Annotated in this window: 19 protein-coding genes and 1 riboswitch; of the genes, 6 read left to right on the top strand and 13 right to left on the bottom strand. The window is 39.2% G+C overall.

Annotation, left to right across the window (positions count from 1 at the left end; genetic code table 11):
* The first annotated feature begins 1 nt into the window (after nucleotide 1).
* From MHB40_RS04270 to thiW, 6 genes are all read left to right on the top strand, one after another.
* Nucleotides 2–1108 (top strand): ABC transporter ATP-binding protein, encoded by a 1107-nt coding sequence (locus MHB40_RS04270; protein ID WP_205441597.1) that lies wholly within the window; start codon nucleotides 2–4, stop codon nucleotides 1106–1108.
* Entirely contained in the window at nucleotides 1098–1907 is an 810-nt protein-coding gene (locus MHB40_RS04265; RefSeq protein ID WP_205441595.1) for an ABC transporter permease, read from the top strand. The genes MHB40_RS04270 and MHB40_RS04265 overlap by 11 nt, the downstream gene beginning before the upstream one ends.
* The gene (locus MHB40_RS04260) at nucleotides 1904–2701 is read left to right on the top strand and encodes an ABC transporter permease (RefSeq protein WP_342534010.1); all 798 of its coding nucleotides are present in this window, start codon (nucleotides 1904–1906) and stop codon (nucleotides 2699–2701) included. The genes MHB40_RS04265 and MHB40_RS04260 overlap by 4 nt, the downstream gene beginning before the upstream one ends.
* Entirely contained in the window at nucleotides 2698–3771 is a 1074-nt protein-coding gene (locus MHB40_RS04255) for an ABC transporter substrate-binding protein (protein WP_342534008.1), read from the top strand. The genes MHB40_RS04260 and MHB40_RS04255 overlap by 4 nt, the downstream gene beginning before the upstream one ends.
* Before the next feature lie 608 nt (nucleotides 3772–4379).
* Complete coding sequence (locus MHB40_RS04250) at nucleotides 4380–5576, top strand: MFS transporter (protein ID WP_342442587.1); 1197 nt, start codon at nucleotides 4380–4382, stop codon at nucleotides 5574–5576.
* Nucleotides 5577–5642: 66 nt separating this feature from the next.
* Nucleotides 5643–5750: riboswitch (TPP riboswitch) on the top strand.
* A gap of 94 nt (nucleotides 5751–5844) precedes the next feature.
* Nucleotides 5845–6345, top strand: coding sequence for an energy coupling factor transporter S component ThiW (thiW, locus tag MHB40_RS04245; protein ID WP_342534006.1), 501 nt, complete (start codon nucleotides 5845–5847; stop codon nucleotides 6343–6345).
* Between the two features lie 492 nt (nucleotides 6346–6837).
* On the opposite strand, the gene MHB40_RS04240 is transcribed toward thiW, so the two are convergent.
* The 13 genes from MHB40_RS04240 to MHB40_RS04180 all read right to left on the bottom strand — a co-directional run bounded on the left by MHB40_RS04240 (nucleotide 6838) and on the right by MHB40_RS04180 (nucleotide 23291).
* Nucleotides 6838–9435: a VWA domain-containing protein gene (locus tag MHB40_RS04240; protein WP_342534004.1), complete on the bottom strand. Its 2598-nt coding sequence runs from the start codon at nucleotides 9433–9435 to the stop codon at nucleotides 6838–6840.
* Complete coding sequence (locus MHB40_RS04235) at nucleotides 9419–11164, bottom strand: BatA and WFA domain-containing protein (protein ID WP_342534002.1); 1746 nt, start codon at nucleotides 11162–11164, stop codon at nucleotides 9419–9421. Before MHB40_RS04235 ends, MHB40_RS04240 begins: the two co-directional genes overlap by 17 nt.
* 11 nt (nucleotides 11165–11175) lie before the next feature.
* Nucleotides 11176–12051: a DUF58 domain-containing protein gene (locus MHB40_RS04230; RefSeq protein ID WP_342534000.1), complete on the bottom strand. Its 876-nt coding sequence runs from the start codon at nucleotides 12049–12051 to the stop codon at nucleotides 11176–11178.
* Nucleotides 12048–13043, bottom strand: a complete 996-nt coding sequence (locus MHB40_RS04225; protein ID WP_205441573.1) for a MoxR family ATPase — start codon at nucleotides 13041–13043, stop codon at nucleotides 12048–12050. The genes MHB40_RS04230 and MHB40_RS04225 overlap by 4 nt, the downstream gene beginning before the upstream one ends.
* Before the next feature lie 11 nt (nucleotides 13044–13054).
* Nucleotides 13055–14476 carry a hypothetical protein gene (locus tag MHB40_RS04220; RefSeq protein ID WP_342533998.1) on the bottom strand — a complete coding sequence of 474 codons (1422 nt, stop codon included), beginning with the start codon at nucleotides 14474–14476 and terminating at the stop codon, nucleotides 13055–13057.
* A gap of 12 nt (nucleotides 14477–14488) precedes the next feature.
* Nucleotides 14489–15334, bottom strand: a complete 846-nt coding sequence (locus MHB40_RS04215) for an ABC transporter permease subunit (protein ID WP_342533996.1) — start codon at nucleotides 15332–15334, stop codon at nucleotides 14489–14491.
* A complete protein-coding gene (locus MHB40_RS04210) occupies nucleotides 15331–16266 on the bottom strand; it encodes an ABC transporter ATP-binding protein (RefSeq protein WP_205441567.1) in 936 nt (311 codons plus the stop codon). The genes MHB40_RS04215 and MHB40_RS04210 overlap by 4 nt, the downstream gene beginning before the upstream one ends.
* Nucleotides 16266–18653, bottom strand: a complete 2388-nt coding sequence (locus MHB40_RS04205) for a hypothetical protein (protein ID WP_342533995.1) — start codon at nucleotides 18651–18653, stop codon at nucleotides 16266–16268. Before MHB40_RS04205 ends, MHB40_RS04210 begins: the two co-directional genes overlap by 1 nt.
* A gap of 161 nt (nucleotides 18654–18814) precedes the next feature.
* Nucleotides 18815–19702 (bottom strand): LysR family transcriptional regulator, encoded by an 888-nt coding sequence (locus tag MHB40_RS04200; protein WP_205447275.1) that lies wholly within the window; start codon nucleotides 19700–19702, stop codon nucleotides 18815–18817.
* A 68-nt stretch (nucleotides 19703–19770) separates the two neighbouring features.
* A complete protein-coding gene (gene cbpB, locus MHB40_RS04195) occupies nucleotides 19771–20211 on the bottom strand; it encodes a cyclic-di-AMP-binding protein CbpB (protein WP_205441563.1) in 441 nt (146 codons plus the stop codon).
* Nucleotides 20212–20408: 197 nt separating this feature from the next.
* The gene (locus tag MHB40_RS04190; protein ID WP_048391979.1) at nucleotides 20409–20648 is read right to left on the bottom strand and encodes a hypothetical protein; all 240 of its coding nucleotides are present in this window, start codon (nucleotides 20646–20648) and stop codon (nucleotides 20409–20411) included.
* Nucleotides 20649–20711: 63 nt separating this feature from the next.
* Complete coding sequence (fadH, locus tag MHB40_RS04185) at nucleotides 20712–21479, bottom strand: 2,4-dienoyl-CoA reductase (RefSeq protein WP_342533992.1); 768 nt, start codon at nucleotides 21477–21479, stop codon at nucleotides 20712–20714.
* A 627-nt stretch (nucleotides 21480–22106) separates the two neighbouring features.
* Nucleotides 22107–23291, bottom strand: coding sequence for an iron-containing alcohol dehydrogenase (locus tag MHB40_RS04180; RefSeq protein ID WP_342533990.1), 1185 nt, complete (start codon nucleotides 23289–23291; stop codon nucleotides 22107–22109).
* Nucleotide 23292: the final 1 nt, after the last annotated feature.

Genomic DNA, 23292 nt, shown 5'->3' with positions numbered 1-23292 from the left:
CATGACAACAAATTCAATTATCCGCTTTGAAAATGTTTCAAAGTCATATAGTGACGGTACCGTCGTTTTAAAAAATATCAATTTGGAGCTTGAAAAAGGGAAATTTTACACACTCCTTGGTCCATCAGGTTGTGGTAAAACAACCATTTTACGAATTATTGCAGGATTTACGGAACCTACAACAGGAGATGTATTTTTCCATGATAAAAAGATTAATGCAGTTCCTGCCAATGAACGTCAGGTTAATACTGTCTTTCAGGATTATGCGCTGTTCCCTCATTTAAATGTTTTTGAAAATGTCGCATTTGGCCTACGCATTAAGAAGCTCCCTGAAAAGGACATAAAAGAGCGTGTAGCTGAAGCCTTAAAGTTTGTCAATTTGGCAGGCTATGGTAACCGTGAAATATCTGAAATGTCTGGTGGACAACGACAACGTGTGGCGATTGCACGTGCTATTGTTAATGACCCTGAAGTGATTTTATTGGATGAGCCACTTTCAGCTTTAGACTTAAAGCTACGTACAGAAATGCAATATGAGCTTCGTGAACTACAGCAACGTCTTGGCAAAACTTTTGTCTTTGTTACACATGATCAAGAAGAAGCACTTGCGATGAGTGACGAAATTTTTGTCTTAAGTGAAGGACAAATTCAGCAATCAGGTACGCCGGTGGATATTTATGATGAACCGATTAACCGCTTCGTTGCTGACTTTATAGGTGAATCCAATATTGTACCTGGTGTAATGATTGAGGATTTCAAGGTTGAATTTGCTGGCAAAGTTTTCGAATGTGTCGACCAAGGGATGAAGCTAAATGAAAAAATAGACATTGTCATTCGACCAGAAGATTTAGAAATGACAACGGTTGATAAAGGAAAACTTGTGGTAAAAGTGGATACACAATTATTCCGAGGCGTACATTATGAATTATCAACATACGATAAAGATGGTAATGAGTGGTTAGTCCATTCATTGAAGAAAGCAGAAGTAGGGACTGAAATTGGCTTAGACTTTGATCCTGAGGCGATTCATGTAATGCGTTTAAACGAAACAGAGGAAGAGTTTGATAAACGATTAGAATCGTATGGAGACGATGAAGATGCAAACTAAAACATCGAAATCAGCGTTATTTCCATATGTGTTATGGATTGCCTTTTTCGTTATCGCGCCGATAGCACTCGTTGTTTATTATTCCCTACTTGATTTACATGGCAACTTTACGCTCGATAACTATAAAGGATTCTTTTCTTCTGTTTACTTAAAAATGACCTTGAGCTCGTTTTGGTATGCATTTTTAATTACATTCTTTACATTATTAATTTCATATCCAACTGCCTATTTCTTAACGAAGACAAAACATAAACAACTTTGGCTTCTGCTTATTATTATTCCTTCATGGATTAATCTTTTATTAAAAACATATGCCTTTATCGGCATCTTTGGGCTATACGGCCCAATTAATGCATTTATCGAAGTATTTGGCTTCGATCCAAAGCAAATGCTCTTTACTGATATTAGCTTTGTCTTTGTATCGGTCTATATTTTTATTCCATTTATGATTTTACCGATTTTCAACTCTTTAGATCGATTAAACCCAACGCTCATTTATGCAGCACGTGATTTAGGTGCTTCGGCTTTTACAACCTTCCGTCGCGTTGTTTTACCCTTGACAATGGATGGCGTTAAGTCTGGAATTCAAGTTGTCTTTATCCCAGCACTATCCCTTTTCATGATTACTCGCTTAATTGCGGGGAACCGTGTCATTACTCTAGGTACAGCGATTGAACAGCAATTCCTTGTGACACAAAACTGGGGCATGGGTTCCACTATTGCTGTATTCTTAATCTTATTCATGGTGATTATTATGCTAATTACGGGACAAAAGGATAAAGGAGGTCGCGTACGATGAACAAACTATCTGCATCAGCCAAAGTTTATTTAACAATTGTCTTTATCGTTCTCTATGCACCAATCCTCTATTTAATCTTTTACTCGTTCAATAGTGGCGGTTCCATGAATAATTTTGAATCCTTTACTTTAGAACATTATCAAGCCGTTTTCGAAGATTCACGTCTTCTTGTTATATTAATAAATACGGTCATCGTGGCATTACTTTCTGCTCTCATTTCTACTATTATTGGTACGCTAGGAGCAATTGGTATTGTGACGGTTAAGGATTCAAAAATGCGTAATACTTTACTATCCTTAAACAATGTCTTAATCGTCAGTCCAGACGTTATCATCGGGGCAAGCTTCTTAATTTTATTTACAATGGTTGGCATTAAACTGGGCTTTGCATCTGTGTTATTAGCTCATGTCGCATTTAGTGTACCAATTGTTGTACTAATGGTTTTACCCAAACTACTAGAAATGAATAACTCATTAATCGATGCAGCATTAGATTTAGGGGCAACGAAAAAGGACGTTATGATGCGTGTCATTCTTCCTTATATTCAGCCAGGTATTTTTGCAGGCTTCTTCCTTGCCCTTACGTATTCATTAGATGATTTTGCCGTGACGTTCTTCGTAACAGGTAATGGCTTCAGTACCTTATCCGTAGAAATCTATTCAATGGCCCGAGCAGGAATTTCTCTAACGGTGAATGCGATTTCTGGATTAGTATTCTTTGTTACGGTTTTAGTTGTTGTTGGTTATTATTTCATTACAAGTCGTACGAGTAAAAGAATGGAGGGGCAACGATGAAGTCATTAATTCAAGCTACCATCGCCATCCTTGTCGTTTCAGCCCTTTTATTCTATGCGGCTGACGCCTTAAGTGCAGGCGGCGGTAAAAGTGGAAAAGACACGTTAACCATCTTTAACTGGGGAGAATATATTGATCCCGATTTGTTAAAAGCATTTGAAAAAGAAACAGGCATTCATGTCATCTATGAAACATTCGATTCCAATGAAGCCATGATGACAAAGATTCAGCAAGGTGGAACAGCTTACGATATTGCTGTGCCTTCTGAGTATATGATTGAAAAAATGAAGGAAGAAAATTTATTGATTCCTTTAGATAAAACGAAGATCCCTAATTTAAAAAATATCGATCCTTACTTTTTAGATTTACCTTTCGATGATAACAATAAATATTCTGTCCCTTATTTTTGGGGAACTGTAGGTATAGTTTACAATCCAAGCCTTGTTGGAGACTTAGACTTCTCTACTTGGGACGATTTATGGGACCCTTCCTTAAAACGAAAAGTGTTTTTAGTGGATGGTGCTCGTGAAGTCATTGGAATGGGCTTAAACAGTCTTGGACATTCTCTGAATTCACTAGATGATCAAGAACTACGTGAAGCTACTGATAAATTAATCACACTCGCACCAAATGTGAAAGCTATCATTGGAGATGAAATTACGCCATTAATGATCAATAATGAGGCAACTGTAGCCCTTACTTGGTCTGGGCAAGCAGCAGACATGATGTATGAAAATGAAGAGCTAGACTTTGCAGTACCTGAGGAAGGCTCAAACTTATGGTTTGATAACATGGTCATCCCAAAAACATCGAAAAATATCGATGGTGCCCATGCCTTTATCAATTTTATGCTAAGTGCTGAATCTGGTGCTCAAAATGCCGATTTTGTAGGCTACTCAACACCTAATATTGCAGCTATGGACTTAATGGACGAAGAAGTTGTTTCTGACGAACGCTACTATCCTTCTGAAGAACAACGCGATACATTAGAGGTCTACAAAAACTTAGGACCAGATTACTTAGGGAAATACAATGAATTATTTTTAGAATTTAAAATGAGTATTCGATAATTAAACTAGCGAATTGGTTTTCACACCCATTCGCTAGTTTTTTTCTGCTTATCTAACTTTCTATTAAATAAGAACCTTTACAATGGATTATTTGCATTATTATATTTAGAAAATAATTTATCTGGATTTCGAGGATTCCTACATCATTTGTTATGGAGTAGCTTTGCATCTAGATATTGTCATCTATCATGCACAACTTTATATTGTTTTATCGAAAAACAAGCCATGAAAGTGTACTTTTTATATTACATAACCTTCACTCAGTATTTCTGATGCCGCTATATCATCGCTAGGATTTATAGCCAACCTTTATGTCATTACAGACTAACTCATAATTTTTTTTAATTATCTCTACATAAGCGAAGTCCATTCATTGTTGTTGCAACTTTGGAGCTGCAAATTTTCCATCTCCCATTCTACAGCTTCATTTTCATCCATTTTTATTACAAAAATGGATTATTTCGCAATTCGTAGATGCCCGGACGAAAACTTTTGTGGAAAACCATTCTAAATATAGAACCAGTTCTACAATCTTAACTATTAGCCAAGCAATAATTCTTTATGATAGACTGTACTATATTTGATTACAAAAAAAGGGGGTTCATTCGATGACCCAGCAGAAGTCCAATAAGGCGGCTTTGTATATTTTAATGTTTAATATGTTTATCGCAATGGGGAGTATTGGCATAATTATTCCTGTCATGCCGGAGTATTTAAAAATATTTGGTGCAGCAGGACAAGTTCTAGGTATGCTAATTGCAACGTTCGCCTTAGCTCAATTCGTATTTTCTCCTATTGCTGGGAACCTTTCCGATCAGTACGGTCGAAAAAATTTAATTATTTTCGGTCTCATCGTGACAGGTCTTGCACAAATCGGTTTTGGCCTTGCTACAGATGTATGGATGCTCTTTTTAGCACGCTTTTTAGGTGGCCTAGGTTCCGCTTTTGTCGCACCTCCTATTATGGCTTTTGTCGCTGACGTCACAACCTATGAAGAACGCGGGAAAGGGATGGGGATGTTGGGTGCTGCCATGTCTCTTGGTTTTATGATAGGGCCAGGAATCGGTGGTTTCTTAGCAAAGGTTAGCTTACATTTTCCATTTTACACTGCTGGAGCTGCAGCCATCCTAGCTTCTATTTTATCTTACTTTTTATTACCATCTACCAAACCAAACACTGCACAAAAGAAGCAAAAGCAAGACAATCTGGCGAAGCAAATGGCTCGTTCCATACATATGCCTTATTTTGTAATGCTTATCATTATGCTGGTGTTCTCATTCGGAATTGCAAACTTCCAAACGACATTGTCATTATTTGTGACAGAAAAGTTTAATTACACACCTGTGGACATAGCAATTATATTAGTTGTCGGTGGTGCTTTTGGGGTAGTTGTACAAATGTTTATTATTACACCACTATTCAATCGCTTCGGTGAAATGAAGGTAGTCCTTGTCAATTTATTTATTGCATCTGTTGCTATTTTCTTCATATTATTTGTTTCTGGCTTTGCCCTTATATTAGTTGTAGCAACGATTTTCTCTACAGCAACGACATTAATTCGTCCAGCTGTTAATACACTCATCTCAAAGCTTGCAGAGAAAGAACAAGGATTCGCTGCGGGCTTGAATAATGCCTATATGAGTCTTGGTAATATGATTGGACCCGCTTTGGCTGGTTTATTATTTGACTGGAATATGAATAGTCCATATATTTTCGGATCGATCATATTATTAGCTTGCTTCTTCCTTGCACTCATCTGGACATTGAAAAAAGCACCTCATTTAATGCATCCCGATACAAAATAGTCTGAAAAATCATTGACTATTTTTAGCAGTATGTTACATTAATGTTGGTCAACGAAATTGAATGATTTTAACCACTAGGGGAGTCTTTAAAAGGCTGAGACGTATATGGTAATATACGGACCCTTTGAACCTGATCTAGTTCACACTAGCGGAGGGAAGTGGCGCTACTTGCTGTTGTCACTAGATACACGCAAGGCCGCTTCCTATTGTTTAAAGGGGGCGGCCTTTTTATTTTTCCTCACGAACTTTATCAAAAGGAGTGAACTTTATGTCAATTCGTAAATTAACAGTCATGGCTTTATTAGTAGCTATTGCTGTTGCAGGCTCTACCTTCGTATCTATCCCAACAGGAATCGCACGTGCTTACCCCGTTCAGCATGCTATTAATGTGATAGGAGCCATTATACTTGGACCCGTACCAACAGTAATAGTTGCCTTTGTCACTGCCGTCATTCGAATTCTTACCGGAACAGGCTCTCTATTAGCTATCCCTGGTAGTGTCATTGGCGCGTTCTGTGCGGCCCTTGCCTATAAATATAGCAATAAAATGTGGTTAGCTGGTATCGGAGAAGTTGTGGGAACTGGCATTCTTGCTTCACTTATTGCCGTACCTTATGCAAAATTATTCATGGGAACATCTGTAGCAGCATTCTTCTTCCTACCTGCCTTTTTAACATCAAGTACAATCGGCGCCATTCTAGGTGTTATGGTTGCTAGCAGCTTGCGTAAAACGGAGCTAGTAAAGGGGTTTAATTCTTCTCTTTATTGAGGGGGGTGGCCAAGATTGGAGCGCTTTTCTTCCTTCTATGAGCGGCGATGGCCTTGGTTGGAGCGCTTTCTGTCTCCTTATGAGCGGCTGCGACTCTACTTAGAGCGCCTTCCACCTCCTTAGGAGCGGCTGCGACTCAATTTAGAGCGCCTTTCTTCTCTTTAGGAGCGGCAGGGACTCAACTTAGAGCGCTTTTCTTCTCCTTAGGAGCGGCTGCGGCTCTATTTAGAGCGTCTTTCATCTCCTTACGAGCGGCTGCGACTCAATTTAGAGCGCCTTCCTTCTCCTTACGAGCGGCTGCGGCTCTATTTAGAGCACCTTCCTTCTCCTTACGAGCGGCATTGACTCAACTTAGAGCGCTTTCTATCTCTTTATGAGCAAAGCTCCCACTTTTTAGATCATCTTGCCACTCTCTACAAAGGGGACAACTCTCTATTCAAACAATACAAAAAAGCAGTGCAAAATCTAATATTTTGCACTGCTTCCACTATATTAAGATCGTTTTTTCATACCTTTTAATAACTGTGCCACATTTGTGTCTTCTGCCTGTATAGGTTTTTCCTCAACCAGCGGTTCTTTCTTCTTCGCATTCGTTAGGAAGTTCCATCCAAAACGTCTTATGGTAATATCCATAAAGAATAAAAGCATACTTGCTAAGAGAAGCCATGTAGCAATATTTTGTCGATCCGCTCCTTTTGTTGTAAAGTCTCGGAATACATCTTGTGGTTCCTTTAAAACTGCGCCTCCTGTTTGTTGAGTTAACTCTTCTATCAGTTGATCATTGACAGGAAGTAGTTCGTATTCGGCACTATAAGGAACACTTAGTCCTGCTTGATAAATGGCCTGCTTTTCATCTGCTACACGGAAGAATATTAATCCAGGTTCGGCTTGTACTACAGCTCGAACTTGGGAGGCCGAAATGGTTTCAAGTTGTGTTTCTAGCTCTTCCCCAGCTTCATTAACTGCTACAATATCTAAAAATGCAGCTTCATTTGTAGGGTCGGTAATCATAAAGGAACCATCTGCTTCCAATCTTACATCATAGGCCACATCATTATAGCTTGGTAGCATTTGTGAAATAAGTGTTTGCCAGAATGTTCCCCAATCCTGCCATCTTGCCCAATCTCCTGTCCATTTACCCGTTGAATCAGATGTAAAGGCAAAAGTTTTACCGAGACCGTATTGCCACTGCGCTAACACAGGATCTTCCTTCTCGCTTTCTGCCACAACAGTAGTCCCCTGTTTTGCCGTTGTACCAATGTAAGCATTCATTTGTGGGACACCATTGGCAAACAGCGAATTCCATCCTGCTGCATTATAAATCGCGGGATAGAATGGATTATCCTCAATGTAAGTGCGAGAAATCATAGCTGTTTCACGAGATAAAATAGAAGGAATCGTTTGCTCATCTATGACATCATAGAAACGGCCACTGCCCATGTCACTAAGCGCTTCTAATAAGTTCGCATCGGCATCTTGTCCAATCGCTACTGTCGATAAAGTTATACCGTTTTCTTTTCCTTCAGCAATTAGATCCTCGTAATTTCCTGACTGTGATTGCCCATCTGTTAAGAGAATAATATGCTTACGTTGCAGTTTTAAATCAGCTAGATTTTCATAGGCTTTAGCTAATGAACTGTAAATTTCCGTTCCACCACCAGGTGTTACGGATAAAATAGTATCCACTGCCTCTTCTTTACTGCTAAGAGGTCCTGTCTCTATAATCTCCCAAGGACGATCATCAAAGGCAATAAATCCCAATGTATCCTCATCTCGCAACATCTCAACAGAACGTGCTGCTGCTTCTTTAGCAAGCTCTAGCTTCGAGCCTTGCATACTACCAGAACGGTCAAGTACAATCACTAACCCTAAGGAAGGTAATTGCTCTTTGCCCTTAATTTCCATTTCCACTGGCAATAAGGTTTCAATCGGTGTTTTAAAATAGCCGCCTAGACCAAAACTATTTTCTCCTCCAACCATGGTAAAACCAACACCAAAGTTTTTGACTGCTTGCTCAATAACACTCATTTTTGCCTCACCGACTAAATGACCTGGCACATTGTCGAAAATAATAGCATTATACTGCAAATAGCTGGACAGTTCATTTGGTAGACTTTGAGGATTGACAACATCATAGGCAATAGATTGACTGCCAAGTGCTGCTGCGATAGGTGAAGCTGTTTCATAACCATTAACGATTAGTAAATGTGGTTCACTTTGTACCATTGTGACACTAGTTAACTTATTGTTTTCAAAAATAGCATCCTGACCAACTTGAACAACTGCCTCATATTTTACAAGTCCTTCAGCTGTCGCTGCATGTTTATAGGTAAACACATTCGTGCCTTCAGTCAGCTCAACTGCCTCTCGATGAATAAGCTCATCATTTTCATATAATAACAGCTCTCCTTGGCCTGCAGTCGTTGCATGAATTTCCGTCACTAATTGTTGCTGCTCTCCCACATAAGCAACCTGAGGGGATACAAAGCTTTTTAGTGACACATCATTGACAACTGGTTGACTAAAAGGTCTAACATCCACACTAATATTGGAGCCTTTCAGCTTCGTGGCAAATTCTAAAGCATCGCCTTTTGTCTCATTACCATCTGTTAATAGCACAAGACGAGTTGCTTTTTTCGGATCGATAATACCTGCTGCAAGCTGGAGACTTTGTTCAATATTTGTTTGATCGGTTGCTTTAATTTCTGTAAGTTTTGGTACTTCCTTTAAAGTTTTAGACAAAATGGCTTCTGTTTGTAAAGTGGAGGAAAATGAATAAATGCCTGCAAGCTGTGGTTCTTTTTTTGATTGTAGGCTCTCCTGTATAAACTGAACCATTTCATCTTCTGTGCCATTCATGGAAGCAGAACGGTCAACTAAATAGACGATTTGTTCTTCTTTTATTGGTAATAATAGATATGGTCCTGCAAGTGCAAAAACTAAACAACTTACTGCTACTATGCGAATAGCAAGTACAACAATATGACTTTTTTTGAGTCGCTGCCGTTCACGAAAATAAGTCCATCCAAAATACAAGAACAATGGAAGGAGTAGCAACAATACTAATGGCATATCAATTCGTAAATCCACGACGTCGTTGCACCTCCCACTCTGAAACAAGTAATAATAAAATAATCACAATTAGCCAAGGTACGAAAGAGGTCATCGATACTTCTTCTTTCCCATTATCTGAGATATCACCTAATGTAAAGCTTGTTCCTTGTTCAATGACACGTTCTTGGGCTTGCAATTGCACTATCAATTGTTTTTCTTCATTATTTGAACGTACCATATAAATGCCTGGTTGTTTTGGTGCAGTTAGCATGCCCTTCGTAACAGTCGAGAGAAACTCGTCTTCTTGCGAATAAACATTCCACTCTCCTTGCGCTAAAGCTACTGCACGCTGTTCATTCGGTGAAAAAATCCCAAGTGAACCAACTGTTTCTGTTAGCTGCTGCTCAGTACTCCATAGAAATAGCGGGAATGATGGATGTAATGGCCAATCTGTATCGGCAATATCCGCTAAAACAACGATATCTCCTTTAGGGGAGCGTTGGATGAACGGCTCTTCTCCAACAGAAGCAATCGTTTCATAGTCCGCAAAGCCTGGATAAACAGCACTAACATAAACATCCTTTAGTTCGCTAAAAGCAAACAATGCATCACTTCTAGTGCTTACCAAGCCATTTGCTTCTACTTTTTCTGCATCGTCACGACCAAATAATACAAGGGGTTTGTCCATCTTTTCTAATAAGGCTGTTTGGTTTGTGATTACTGTAGCATCCTGATTGTCAGCTACTTGTAATGACGGAACGATTTTTACCCCATTACTGACCGTTTGAAAACCTTTTTGTATCAATTGATGCATACCTTGATCAACAACAATTTTAGAAGTAGTTGTTTGTAGTAAAACGGTTTGTTGATTGTCTACAGCATAATCATCTTTTGCATCAATAGTAGCTGTCATCGATTTTGCTAAAGGCAAATCTTTGAATGTTTTCGTAATGGCTTCATTTGGAGGCACAACGACACTTTCTGCTACCAGCTCCTCGCCCTCTGCATTTTGCAATGCGAGTGTTACCTTTTGCTCGGTATTTGTATCATTATGGAGCTGTACAAGTGCCAGCGTAGCTTGTCCATCTGTCGTAGCAGCAAAGCGGGTGATAGCGATATTTGTTAAGTCTTTTGTAGCACCTCTTACTAGCCATTTCACAGAATCCTTGTCCATCGGTAATTGCTTTTTATCAAGTGTATCTGTAAAAACATAGATAGAAGTCGGTGTGTCGCCCACAAATGCCTGTGCTACATCCAGCGCCTTATTCATTTCAGCAGTTTCATAGGCTACTTGTAAATCTTGAATAGCTTTTTTTATTTCATTCATGTTTGTTTCTTGCTGTAAAACAGCTTTTGGAGCGGCGCCAGTTGTAATCAATGTAACAGGTCGACCATTCAGCTCATCCATCAAGGTCAGCATTTCCTGTTTATGTGTGTCAAAGGTTGATTGACTCTTGCCTGCCAACATTGTAGCTGAAGTATCTACAATAAATATGGTTTGTGCACCCACAATGGTTGATTTCTTTACATATGGATTCATCAGTGCCAATACAAGTAGTAGCAACGCTAGTAGCTGTAAATATAGTAGGGCATTTTTTTGTAAATGCTTTAAATAAGGCGATACACGCGTTTCCTGCATAATCTCCGACCAAAAAAGTGTCGAAGAAACAGTTTGCTCTGTATATTTTTTTCGAAAGAAATAATAGAGTAGGACAATGACCGGGATGATGGCCGTCCAGCTAAATATAATTTGACTAAAGCCCAATACGGCTCACCTCACCTAATCCAATGTGCTTTTAATAATTGCTGGAAAATTGCATGTTGCAATCCATCTTCCACTTTCAATTGTAATTTTCGAACACCAAAGCGACGGCAAATGGCTTCAAATTCTTCTTCATGTAATAAGCGTCTTACATGATAGGTCTCTAGTACTTTAGAGGACATCGTCACATTCACATCATTACCTGTTTCACGGTCAAGCAGGCGTACATCACCCGAATAATTTGGTGACAGCTCTTCTTGCGTCACAATTTGCAAAATGCGAACATCCCCAGCATAGCGTGGTAGCCTTTTCAATAGCTGTTCCCATTCCTCAATTGGCTCTAATCCATCTGTTACGATGAATAATACGGTACTATCTTTAGGCAAAGCATTTAGTGCACTCTGGGCAAAACGATTAGAGTAATTAGCTTCCTCTATATCTGTTACTACCTGCAAAAAAGCTCGGCGATACATGGCACCTTTCCGTCTAAAGGGTGGTTTCACTTCATCTTGAACAATAGAAAAGGATAAACGGTCATCTCGACCTAATACCATTAAACCGAGGGAGGCTACGATTTGACGAGCAAATAGCCACTTAGCATGATCCCCCATTGATTTGGTAGCATCTAGTAAAATATGTACACGCATCTCTTGCTCGTCTAAAAACCTTTTAATAAAGTATTTATCTGTACGAGCAAAGACGTTCCAATCTACTTGGCGTACATCATCTCCTAAATGGTATTCTCGAAAATCCGAGAAATCAAGGGAGGCCCCGAAGCGTTGTGAACGATGCGAGCCCTTATGTTGCCCGCGTAGTTTGGAGGCCGTCGCTACTTGAAAGCGACTGATTTTTGCTAACCAGTCTTCGGGCAATAAGTATTTGGCTGTCACTTGCCAACACCTTGCTGAACCTTTTCTAAAATAACATCAATCACATCATCTGCTGTTTTTCCTGAAGCCTCCCCTTCATAATTCAACAGCATTCGATGACGTAAAACGGGCTTTGCAACAGACTTAATATCCGCTACAGAAACATGGAAACGTCCATTCATTAGAGCTCTCGCCTTTGCTAATTTGATTAAGCTCTGCAAGCCACGTGGGCCACTGCCATACATTGCATATTGTTTAACCTCATCAAGTGCATCAGCTCTTTCAGGATGCGTAGCCACCACTAAATCCGTTGCATACTCCAGCATTTCATCAGCAACCATCACTTCTTTCACCATTTGCTGAGCTTCAATAAGAGCCTCCGTATCCATCTGCTTCTGTAAACCAATTTCCTGAGCACCTGTCGTTCGCTTCATAATTTCCATAAGTTCACTTTTTTCAGGATAGGGTACAAGAATTTTACAAAGGAAACGGTCCATTTGTGCTTCTGGTAATGGGTATGTTCCTTCCATTTCGATCGGGTTTTGTGTTGCCAACACAAAAAATGGTTTCGCCATTTTTTTCGTATCCCCTAATATCGTTACCGTTTTTTCTCCCATTGCTTCCAACAAGGCACTTTGTGTTTTCGGTGTTGCACGATTTATCTCATCAGCCAATACCATTTGGCTAAAGATTGGCCCAGGTTGAAACGTAAATTGCTGCTTCCCATCGGGTGTACGTTCAATCATGCTCGTTCCTGTTATATCTGCTGGCATAAGATCTGGTGTAAATTGAATACGTGAAAACGACAGATCCAGTACCTCTGAAATCGTCCGAATTAACATCGTTTTTCCTAAACCAGGTAAACCTTCTAACAATGCATGACCATCCGCTAATACTGCATACAAGGTATAATCAATTGCTTCTTCCTGTCCGACAATGAAACGATGAATTTCTTCTTTAACTTGTTGTAATTTCGTACTCATATCTACATACTGTTGCTCCGTAAAGGCCATTTTTTTTCCTCCTACTGCGACTCAATTGACGTGAAATAAGATTGCACGACATTTTGTAAATCCTTCGGTAATTGCAAACGCTCTGAACTCTCTAAATAGCTGTCTTTATAAGAGCCAATTACTTCCTCATAAGGTCGAATAGAACCCTTTGTTATCGGGCCATTTCCTTGTTGCTCGGATACATGAGAACCGTCTCCTAATGCACCACCATCTACAGATGTCTCACTAGACCCACCAATTCGATTCGGTGTCGTTAACAAATTCCGACTGCCTTGGCCACTCCCTGCTCCTTGACCACCTTGGCCTTGACCCTGTCCTTGTCCTTGTCCTTGCCCTTGACCCTGGCCTTGACCCTGGCCTTGCCCTTGACCTTGACCTTGCCCTTGCCCTTGCCCTTGACCCTGGCCTTGTCCTTGACCCTGGCTATTACCATTTTGCTGTTGAGAACCGTTTTGAGCATTATTCTGACTAGACTGACCTTGTTGATTGCTGGGCTGGGCATTACCAGATGACTGTTGATTATTTTGATTGTGACTGTTTGCATTATTGGCACTGGCAATCGCATTTTGTAAGGAGTTACTCGCTGGTTTACCAAGTTTACTCATAGCGGTTTGTGTAGCATTTGCATTTTCTGTGAGCTCTTGCTGCATTTGGGCAAGCTCTTCTAGCTGCTCAATTTCTTCCTTCGACAAGCCTTGTCCTTCGGCAGCTCCATCTTGGCTAGCCGTTTGCTTATCTTTTAATTGCTGCTCCTTTAGAGCTAACTCCTTTTGCTTCTTCACAACTTCCCGTAAAGCTTCTTCTGCTGTTTCAGCCTCTTTTAAAGTATTTTGAAGTTCTTGCAATTGCTCCTTTACTTCTTTTGTTTCAGCCTTTTTCTCTAGTTCAGCAACTTCCTTCTTCATATCTTCAATTACAGCCTGCTCCTTTTCAACCTCTATTGCTTCGATTTGCGTAGCTGCTGGGAACATATAAAGAATGGCTAGTACAACTGTTGTGATAAATAATCCAATAAATGCCTGAGGACGAAATAGATTTTTCTTTCGAGCCTTGAAATCTGTAAAAGCTTTTTCAGCATTTTGCATAGCTTTCGATAATAGTGATTGAACAAGAGGATCCTGATCATCTTTAAATGATAACGCTGTCACTAATTCATTATGTGAAAAATAATGATCGAGTGTGTGCAAAGCCTCTTTCTCGTTGACTCGTTTCCACCATATATAAGCAAAGGTTGCAACAATAACAGTAATGAAAACTCCTAACGCTATTTGGCGATAATAGGGCCAAACAAATAGTCGGGAAATAAGTACGAGAGAAGCACTCGAAAGCAATGCCAAAAACAAACCGTATTGTGCAATGGGAATGCTTCTTTCAAGAGTTAATCTCGATTTTGCACGCTGAATATATTTTCGTAATTGCTTACGACGCTCCATAACTATTCCTCCTCATCGATTACTTTTCATGTTGGCACGTAATTTTTTAATGGCGATTGTTAGGCATAAAACAATAATCAAGATATACGCTATTAAATAGGTAATCCAAACAGGTAATTTCACGCCTGAAAGTTCGCTAAGCGCATCTCCCATTTCCGGAGAAATAAGTGTCAGCATCAAAGCACCTGGATTAATAGACGCCCAGAAATAGGTCATAAAGGAGGTACCTGTTCCAATGGTGTTGCCCATTTGATGAAAGGCCATTGTTAAAAAGAAGAAGAATGCTGTAATACCACCCAAGAAAATAATTGAGCCATATGTGGCAATCATGGCAACAATGGTTCTTTTTGTAATTGTGGAGAACATCACGCCTATGCTACCAATGGCTACTACAGTGACTAAATAAAATAAAAATATAGAAATAAGCTGTGAAGGCGACACACCACCGAATAGAAACACTAAGCTATATAGTGGCAATCCCGCTACCAGCATCAATACTAGAAATGCTACAGAAGATAGTAATTTTCCAACAACAATTTGTGTAGAACTTTGTGTCGTTGTTAATAAAATATTTAATGTTTGCTTTTCGCGCTCACTGCTAATGGCACCTGCAGTCAAACTTGGTGTAATGAAAAGAACTAATGCCATTTGTAAAATGGTTAGCACAGCAAACATCATAAAGCTTGTCTCTGGTCTAAAGAAGCCTCTGCCAGTAAATTCAGTTGTAAGCAATAAAAACCCTGCAATGAAAATACACAGTACTGCTAAATAAAACATTAAACCTGAAAAGCTTTTAAAAGAACGGAAGCGTAACTTCAATTCTTTTACAAGTACTGGATTATAAAATCTTTCCATCATTGATTGTCCGCTCCCTTCGTAATCGCCATAAAGACATCCTCTAAATCCTTCTCTTCTTCACTTAAAGCATAAATCGGTAAATCGGCAAGCATCGCCTTTTTCAGCAATGCCACCTGCTCTACATCTGTTCCTCGATAATTAAAGGCTATTTCTAATCGATTGTCGATGACATCAAGAGATGAAATTTGAGGATCTTCCTCTAAAAATGCACGTACTGCATCCAGTTGATCTGTCACTTTCAATACAATACGCTTTTCTCCCTGTAGCTGAGCCTGAATCGCAGCTACATTGCCATGCGCAATTAATTTACCATTATCAATAACACCGATTTCATCACACATCTCAGCAAGTTCTGGCAAAATATGCGACGAGATTAAAATTGTTTTTCCCATGGACTTTAAATTCCGTAAAATATCTCGCATTTCCACACGAGCCCGTGGATCTAGTCCTGATGCTGGCTCATCTAGAATTAAAACCTTTGGATCATGGATAAGTGCACGGGCTAAACATAAACGTTGCTTCATACCACGTGATAATAAATCAACATATTCGTAGCGTTTATTTGTTAAATTCACTAGTTCTAATAGTTGTGGAATTAACACTTGACGCTCTGCTAATTGGATACCGTAGCTCGCTCCATAAAAATCTAAATATTCATCTACTTTTAACTGATCATATACACCAAAGAAATCGGGCATATAACCAATTTGCTTACGAACTTCTTTTGGTTCCTTCACTACACTTTTGCCATTTATTAGAGCATCACCTGAAGTCGGTGACAATAGCGTAGCTAAAATAGAGAAGGTTGTTGATTTACCTGCTCCATTGGCGCCAACAAATCCAAATACAACGCCTTCTTCTAAAGATAAGTTTAAATGATCTAGTGCTGTAAAGGAGCCATACCGTTTCGTTAAATCACGAATTTCAATCATTATTTTGCCACTCCTTTCAGCTCTATGTCTGGTAACTTCGTTTGTTCCCCTGATGGATCGGGACCATACTTTAATTCAATGCGAAGCTCTCCTTCTTGATTAAAGTAAGTTGAAATTTTATCAGTAAACACTTGCTTTGTATCAACCAATGGCTCATATACATTCGTTTCATTATTCCAAATGGAAAGCTGCATACGTGCGACATCCTTATTAGAAATTGTCAGCTCATTAAATGATTTAATAACATCCATAAATTGATCTGGCATGGCCATCGTTACTTCATACAACCCTTCAGATAGGTACCATTTGTTCAATTCTTCCTCGATCTTTTCATAATACCCATTTGCTGATAGTGGCTCTACTGTATACGAGAAGTTATTGCGCTTCATTGTAAATGGACCAGATAGCTCTACTTTTCCTTTAAATGGCTGAACAAGCATCGTAATCGGTGACATATTGGCACTTGTTTCTAATTCAACCCCTACAATTGCTTGATCTGTCCAAGCAGTAAGTATTGGCTGTTTATCATTTTCTACAAGCGGCAATGCTAATGTTTTCATTCGTTCAATACGCATTGGGTCTACCTCATCCTTTTTCGATGGGTAACTATAATTATTGAAAATAGATGGTTTTTGAAGAACCGTTGTTTTCAGTTCCTTATTGACCTGTAATGTTCCGTTTGCTTCAATATCACCCAGTTTTACTTCTTTCACACCAGAGATTAATGTGACATCTTTTAATGCGAACGGGAAATTATTTTTAACTGTTCCTGTTAGTTTTTCATTTTTCAGTGTTATATCTATATCCATCTTGCCAATATTTTGTGCTGATGTTTTTCCACCAAAGGACTGCACAGACCAGTAGCTTAAATCACGTAATGTTAGCGTTGAACCGCTAGCGTTTTCTTTTATATAGGAAGATTCATGTAATGGCCCCATCGTGCCTGTGAAATTATTGTAATTTCTTAATGCAACGGCAGTTGTATTTTGATCAGCATTGACTACAAAATCCCCACTGCGATTCGTTAGAATGGACTCTACATAATAGCCATTTACACTACTATCTTCATTTACTTTATAGAATGCAGATTGTTGCACTTGTGGCTGAACAATACGATCCTTCGCTCCGACAATAAAGAGAACAATGGAAAGGACAACAGAGATGGACGGAATAATCCACCATGCATGCTCACGCTTGTCCGCTTTTTTCAAGACAAAATAAAGCATTGGCCCGATAATTAAAATATAAAGAATAATGACAATTAGCATATAGCTCACAGATACTTCGAATGATGGAAATAATTCGTTAATGTTACGAAGTTCATAAGAGATTTGATCGAGAGGAGATTGCCCCTGTCTCATCATTCCTTGCTGTGAAATACTTTGAATATTGATCACTTTAGCTAAAAGTGCTGCATAGCCATCCATAGAAGCGAGTGGTTGATCACCTAAAGAGAAGGTTGTTTGAATAACTTCCCCGCTACCTACTTTTTTCTTTGCTGCTAACACTGCATTATTTTCTGTTAATACAGGTAAACTTCCTTCACTACTAGTAGCTGAGTAAATCGAAATCGGCTGAGTAAAAATGCCGCCTCCTGACAGTTTAGTTAAAGCTTCTGCAGAAATCGAAGTCATTTCTTGTGATAATGACAAAGGTAAATATTCTTTAAAAATACCTGCAGTTGCATCGATTTGGTCAGCAGCACCTAGAAGTAAGGTACCACCATCTTGTACCCATTTAAGTAATGCTTCTTGTTGTTTCTGTGTTAAATCAGCAATCGCCACTTCATCTACAACAATAACATTGGCCATAGCAAGTCCTTGTGAATCTTCTGGAAGTGTATAATCTTTTAATTGATTGATATTGAATACTTCCACATTGCTTTGAGCTACAAATGTTGATAAACGTAATAGCGCTGAAAGTCGATCACTTTTATCTGTTAATGTATAAATGAATGTTGATGAGGGATCTAAAAAATTTGATTGCAGACGCTTTGTTCCTTTATAGGCAATCTTTTTTCCTTTTTCAATGTTTCCCTCATAAAAGGCAAATAAATCTGTGTCCGAATAACTATAGTCAGCTAAACCATTTAGATAGAAAGTAAATGTCTTTTCCTCTCCTGCTGCTATATCAATTGGAACGACGAGTGCTGAAGCAGCCTCATAAGAGTTGGCTGAATTGATCGCCATATCTCCAGAAAAGTCAGCCCCATTATTTTTCACTGTAACTTGTAGTGGCACTACTGATTGATATTTCGCTTTTCCTGAAATACCTGCTGTTGCTTTGACCTCTAGCGTAGCAGCAGCGCTCGCCTGTGTTGTAGGCAAGATAAAGCTCATTACAAGCATAACTAGTAAGGTCAGTGCCGTCCATTTTGTCTTTTTCAAAAGCTCAACCCCTTTTTATGTAAATAGATGGTTACATAATTATACGATTTAGATTGCATTTTGTTCCATTTCTTATGATATCTTCATGAATATTCATAAACTCTTAAGAATTCTACAATGCAAAAAGGCAACTCCAAAACAACCTGGAGCTGCCTGATTTTCTATTTAGTATAATCAAACAAACACCGTGCATGATCCTGCACCACTTCAACAAAAGCCTCTACCTGTCTCAATTCAAAGGAGGATTCGTAGCCAATTAGCCAAGTATCACGTGTAAGTCCAAATTCCTTTTCATTATTTGTCAGAGGTATTTTATGAATGCCGTCGTGGTCATTTAACGTAATAGAAGGTAAGATCGCATAACCGATACCATTTAAAGCCATTTGCTTACAAATTTCAATTTGATCCACTAAAATTTGTTTTCTAGGATTTGAAGCAAAATGCTGCTGCCACCATTGTTGAATTTCTTGATAATAGTTGGAATCACTCTTATATTGAATAAATGGACGGTCTGTCTTTAACACATCTTCAATTGTTTTAACCTCTTTGTCCACTAAATATAGAGTATCTCTGAAAAGGTGGATCTTTTCTCCTTTCCAGTCAACCTGGCCTCGTACAATGCCTACATGTGCCTCGCCCTCATAAAGTGCTTTCACAATTTCAGAACTCCAGCCCGTCATCAGGGATATTTTAGCCTCAGGATATTTTGCTACAAAATCCTTCAAGATTTTTGGTAGCCAGTTTTGACCAACGATCGATGCACAGGCAATTTTCAATGTCCCATTTACTTTTGTTGTTAAGGATTGTATGGTTTCAAAAATCTCTTCCTTTTTAGCCAGCATTTCCTTTGCATAGGCTATCACCTGTTCGCCAGCGGGTGTTGCTGTAAGACCTTTCTGTGAGCGAATAAATAACTGTGCACCCCAGTCTTTTTCAATCGTTTGCAATCGTTGTGAAAGGGCTGGTTGGGATAAAAATAGACGTTCTGCTGCTTTCCGCATATTACGTTCTTCAGCTAAAATTTTTAAAATTTCTGCCTCTGTTGCCATCAAACAATAAACCTCCAATACAAGCAAAGAGGGCCTCATGATTTTCATCTGAGTTCCCTCTTAAGCTACTACTCTTTTTGATAAATATATTTTTTCAATTGCTTCAAAATAACACGTCTTGTTAATATCCCTGCAAATGTACCATCTTCGTCCACTACACATAAAAAAGCGTGGTTAATGACTAAATCCAAAGCACGCTGGAAAGTATCCGTCAGCTTTAATACAGCGATCTCTTTTTCCATAATAGTGTCAACCTTAATATCAGGTAGCTTTTCATATTCTATATGCTCAAGTCCAAGAATCGATTCGGTAATCATTTTCATGCTTAGTAAACCTTGAAGTCGATATTTCAAATCTAATACAGGTATGGACGAGTACCCTGTACGTGTTAGTACAAGGAGTGCATGTTCCGCACTATTTCCAATTTGTACATGCGCAACTTTTTCAGAGGAAATGATAAACTCACTAATTGGCATTGCTAATAAGTCTTTGCTGTTAGTTGAAATCATGAACTTCTTCTCCTTTTCTGTCCTCACTGTGTAGAACAGTCCTTCCCTTTCATCATATCACAACTTTTCTATGTATGACCATGACCAGGCCGAGAAGAGTTTTTCATGAACAATGAATTATTTTAGCCCATACAGCAAAAACTTAGTATATCTTCATTCAGTCAAGCTTTTCATGACTGAATGAAGATGGTTCCTATCTAATAGCCAGCCTTACTCCAGTAATAAAAAATCATGATTCCTAAAAAAAGCAAAAAAATTGCATAGACCCAAACAATTGGGTTCAACATCGTTGCATACTCTTCAACTGTTTCTGAAATCGGGGTATCATTTTCAGATTTCCGTTCAGAAGTCATTTTGGCTATTTTTAGCGTATAGACAAACGAAATAGCAGAAATGATCACAATGGCAATAATTGCTGGTATTAACCACATACCCATTGGCAAAACTCCTTTCTTTACCCTTAGTATGCGTCAACCCAGCTCTCTGTTATGCAAACATTTTTAGAATGGATATTGATTGAGCCACTGCCCACCATCCAATGTCACACATTCTCCATTCATATAACTTGCTTTGTTAGACATCATAAACGTAGCTAAATCAGCAATTTCTTCCGGTGTTCCTATACGACCTAGCGGAACAGAATCTAGTGTACGAGCTGCCGCTGCTTCTGATTCCCAAAGCTTATCGGCTCCACCAGTACGCTCGATTGGACCTGGTGCAATCGCATTAACGCGAATTCCATACTGTTTTCCCCACTCGACAGCTAGCGTTCTTGTCAATGATAGTACCCCCGCTTTGGCCGCAGCAGAATGGATCACACCAGCGCCTGCATTCCAAGCATAAGTCGCCACCATATTTAATATAGACCCCTTGATTTTTTGCTCAATCCAATACTTGCCGACTACTGAAGAACAGTAGAATGTACCATTTAATACAATATCCACGACAGCCTTCCAGCCATTCGGTGATAAATCTTCTGCACGTACAATAAAGTTACCTGCAGCATTATTCACAAGCCCATCCACTTGACCAAATTTTTCTACAGCAAATGCGAGCATAGCTTCAGCATGCTCAGGTACGCGTACATCCATTTGGAATGTCTCGATAGAGGGACCAGCCTCCGCTATAAATTTCTTTGCCTCTGCTAATCGTTCTTCGTTACGTCCCGTTATGACAACATTAGCTCCCTCAGTGACGAATTGCTTAGCCATATACAGCCCCATGCCACTTGATCCACCCGTAATAATAATAGTCTTCCCTTGCAACATTCCATTTCCCCCTTTGTTAAAAATGAATGATGATTCACTAAAATTTTACTATATATTCTCGAATATGTCATATTAATTCTATAGATTGCTAGTTTATTTTCTAAAAAAATATAAGAGAGCTATTCATTAGTTTGAACAGCTCCCTACATAGTGTTAAAAAACAAAACCATCAATAGAATTTTTGTGAAAGGTGAAAATGGATTTCCGTTGCAGGCTACTTGCTTTCCTGTGGGCGAGCGTCAAGCAGCCTTCCGCATTAATCCACACATATAAATTGAAAGTGTCCACTACTCATTTTATTGATAGTTGTTGTGACTAATCATTCTTCACATTGAAAATAAGAGTCTATCCTCTCTCTAATCATACAAATCATGGGGTATTTTGATCGCTACCGCTAGTATGAAAGATAAGGAAAAGACACTATTGCAGAATGGTTGATTGGAGTGGAGCCAGCGTCACAGAGGAGACCCTGGAGCGAGCGTAAGTGAGTGAAGCGGCTCATCGGACGCTGGCGGAACAGAAATCACCCCCTCGCCTTGCCAAAAGGCCTTTTTCTACTAGTGACATGATCTTTTTCCAACAACATAGAGAGAGCCATTCATTAGTTTGAATAGCTCTCTTATATTATTAAAACTCATACGTATAGGCGATTTTGTATAGCTCCATTAATTCTTCTTTGGTTGGTATCTTCGGATTATTCGCAGGGCTACCACTTGCAAGAGCATCTTCAGCCATTTTAGGTATGGCCTGATAATAAGCATGCTCCTCTATTCCCCATTGCTTTAAATTGCCAATCTTCATATGCTTACACATTTCTTTAATGGACGTAATGGCAAGCTGAGCAAGCTCTTCTTGTGATAAACTTTCTTTTGTTTTATTAAAAAACTGTCCTAAATTTGCTAATCGATCTATACAAGCTTCTTTTGAATAGTCTAGTACAGCTGGTAAAAGCATCGCATTGGAGATGCCATGTGGTACGTGGAAAAGTGCACCAATCGGACGCGACATTCCATGTACGAGGGCAACAGAAGCATTTGAAAATGACAGCCCTGCCTGCATCGAACCTAATGACATGGCTTCCCTCGCATCAACATCATCTCCATGTTCATAAACCTTTATCATGTTATTAACGATTAATTCCATGGCAGATAAGGCCAGCACATTCGAATAGGGGTGAGCTAAGCGCGATAAATAGCTCTCAATGGCATGGCTCAACGCATCTATTCCTGTTGCTGCGGTAATTGCAGGAGGTGAAGTAATGGTTAAAATAGGATCCACAATCGCAATAGTTGGCATAAAAGCTGGTTGCTTAATCATCATTTTTACATCACTTTTTGTATTGGTAATAACAGTTGCATCTGTTGCTTCAGAGCCTGTACCCGCTGTCGTTGGTATCGCAATGTGTGGAATTGGCGAATAAGCTGCAACCTTTGCCATTTTCATATAATCTCCTATGTAGCCGCCGTTTGTAGCCACTACTGCAATCGCCTTTGCCGTATCAATACAGCTACCACCACCAACAGATATAATGACATCACAGTTTTCTTTCTGCAAAAGCTGCAAGCCCTCTGCTACATACGTATCAACTGGCTCTGTTGTCACCCCTAAATATGAAACGACTTCCATCCCTTGGGTCTTTAACAGCGTATAGCATTTCTTGACAAAGCCTAAGCCGTCCATGATTGGGTCACTAATAATTAATGCCTTGGAGCCTAGTTTTTTTGCATACTCTCCTACTTCTTCAAATGAATCACGACCATACACAATCGTTCCTGGTGAATGAACGGTAAAGATGGTTTTTGTTTGAATCATA

It is taken from the genome of Lysinibacillus sp. FSL K6-0057 (assembly GCF_038630885.1).
Classification (GTDB): domain Bacteria; phylum Bacillota; class Bacilli; order Bacillales_A; family Planococcaceae; genus Lysinibacillus; species Lysinibacillus fusiformis_F.
Note: the sequence above shows the minus strand (reverse complement) of the source record. Positions and strands in the feature narration are given on the sequence as shown.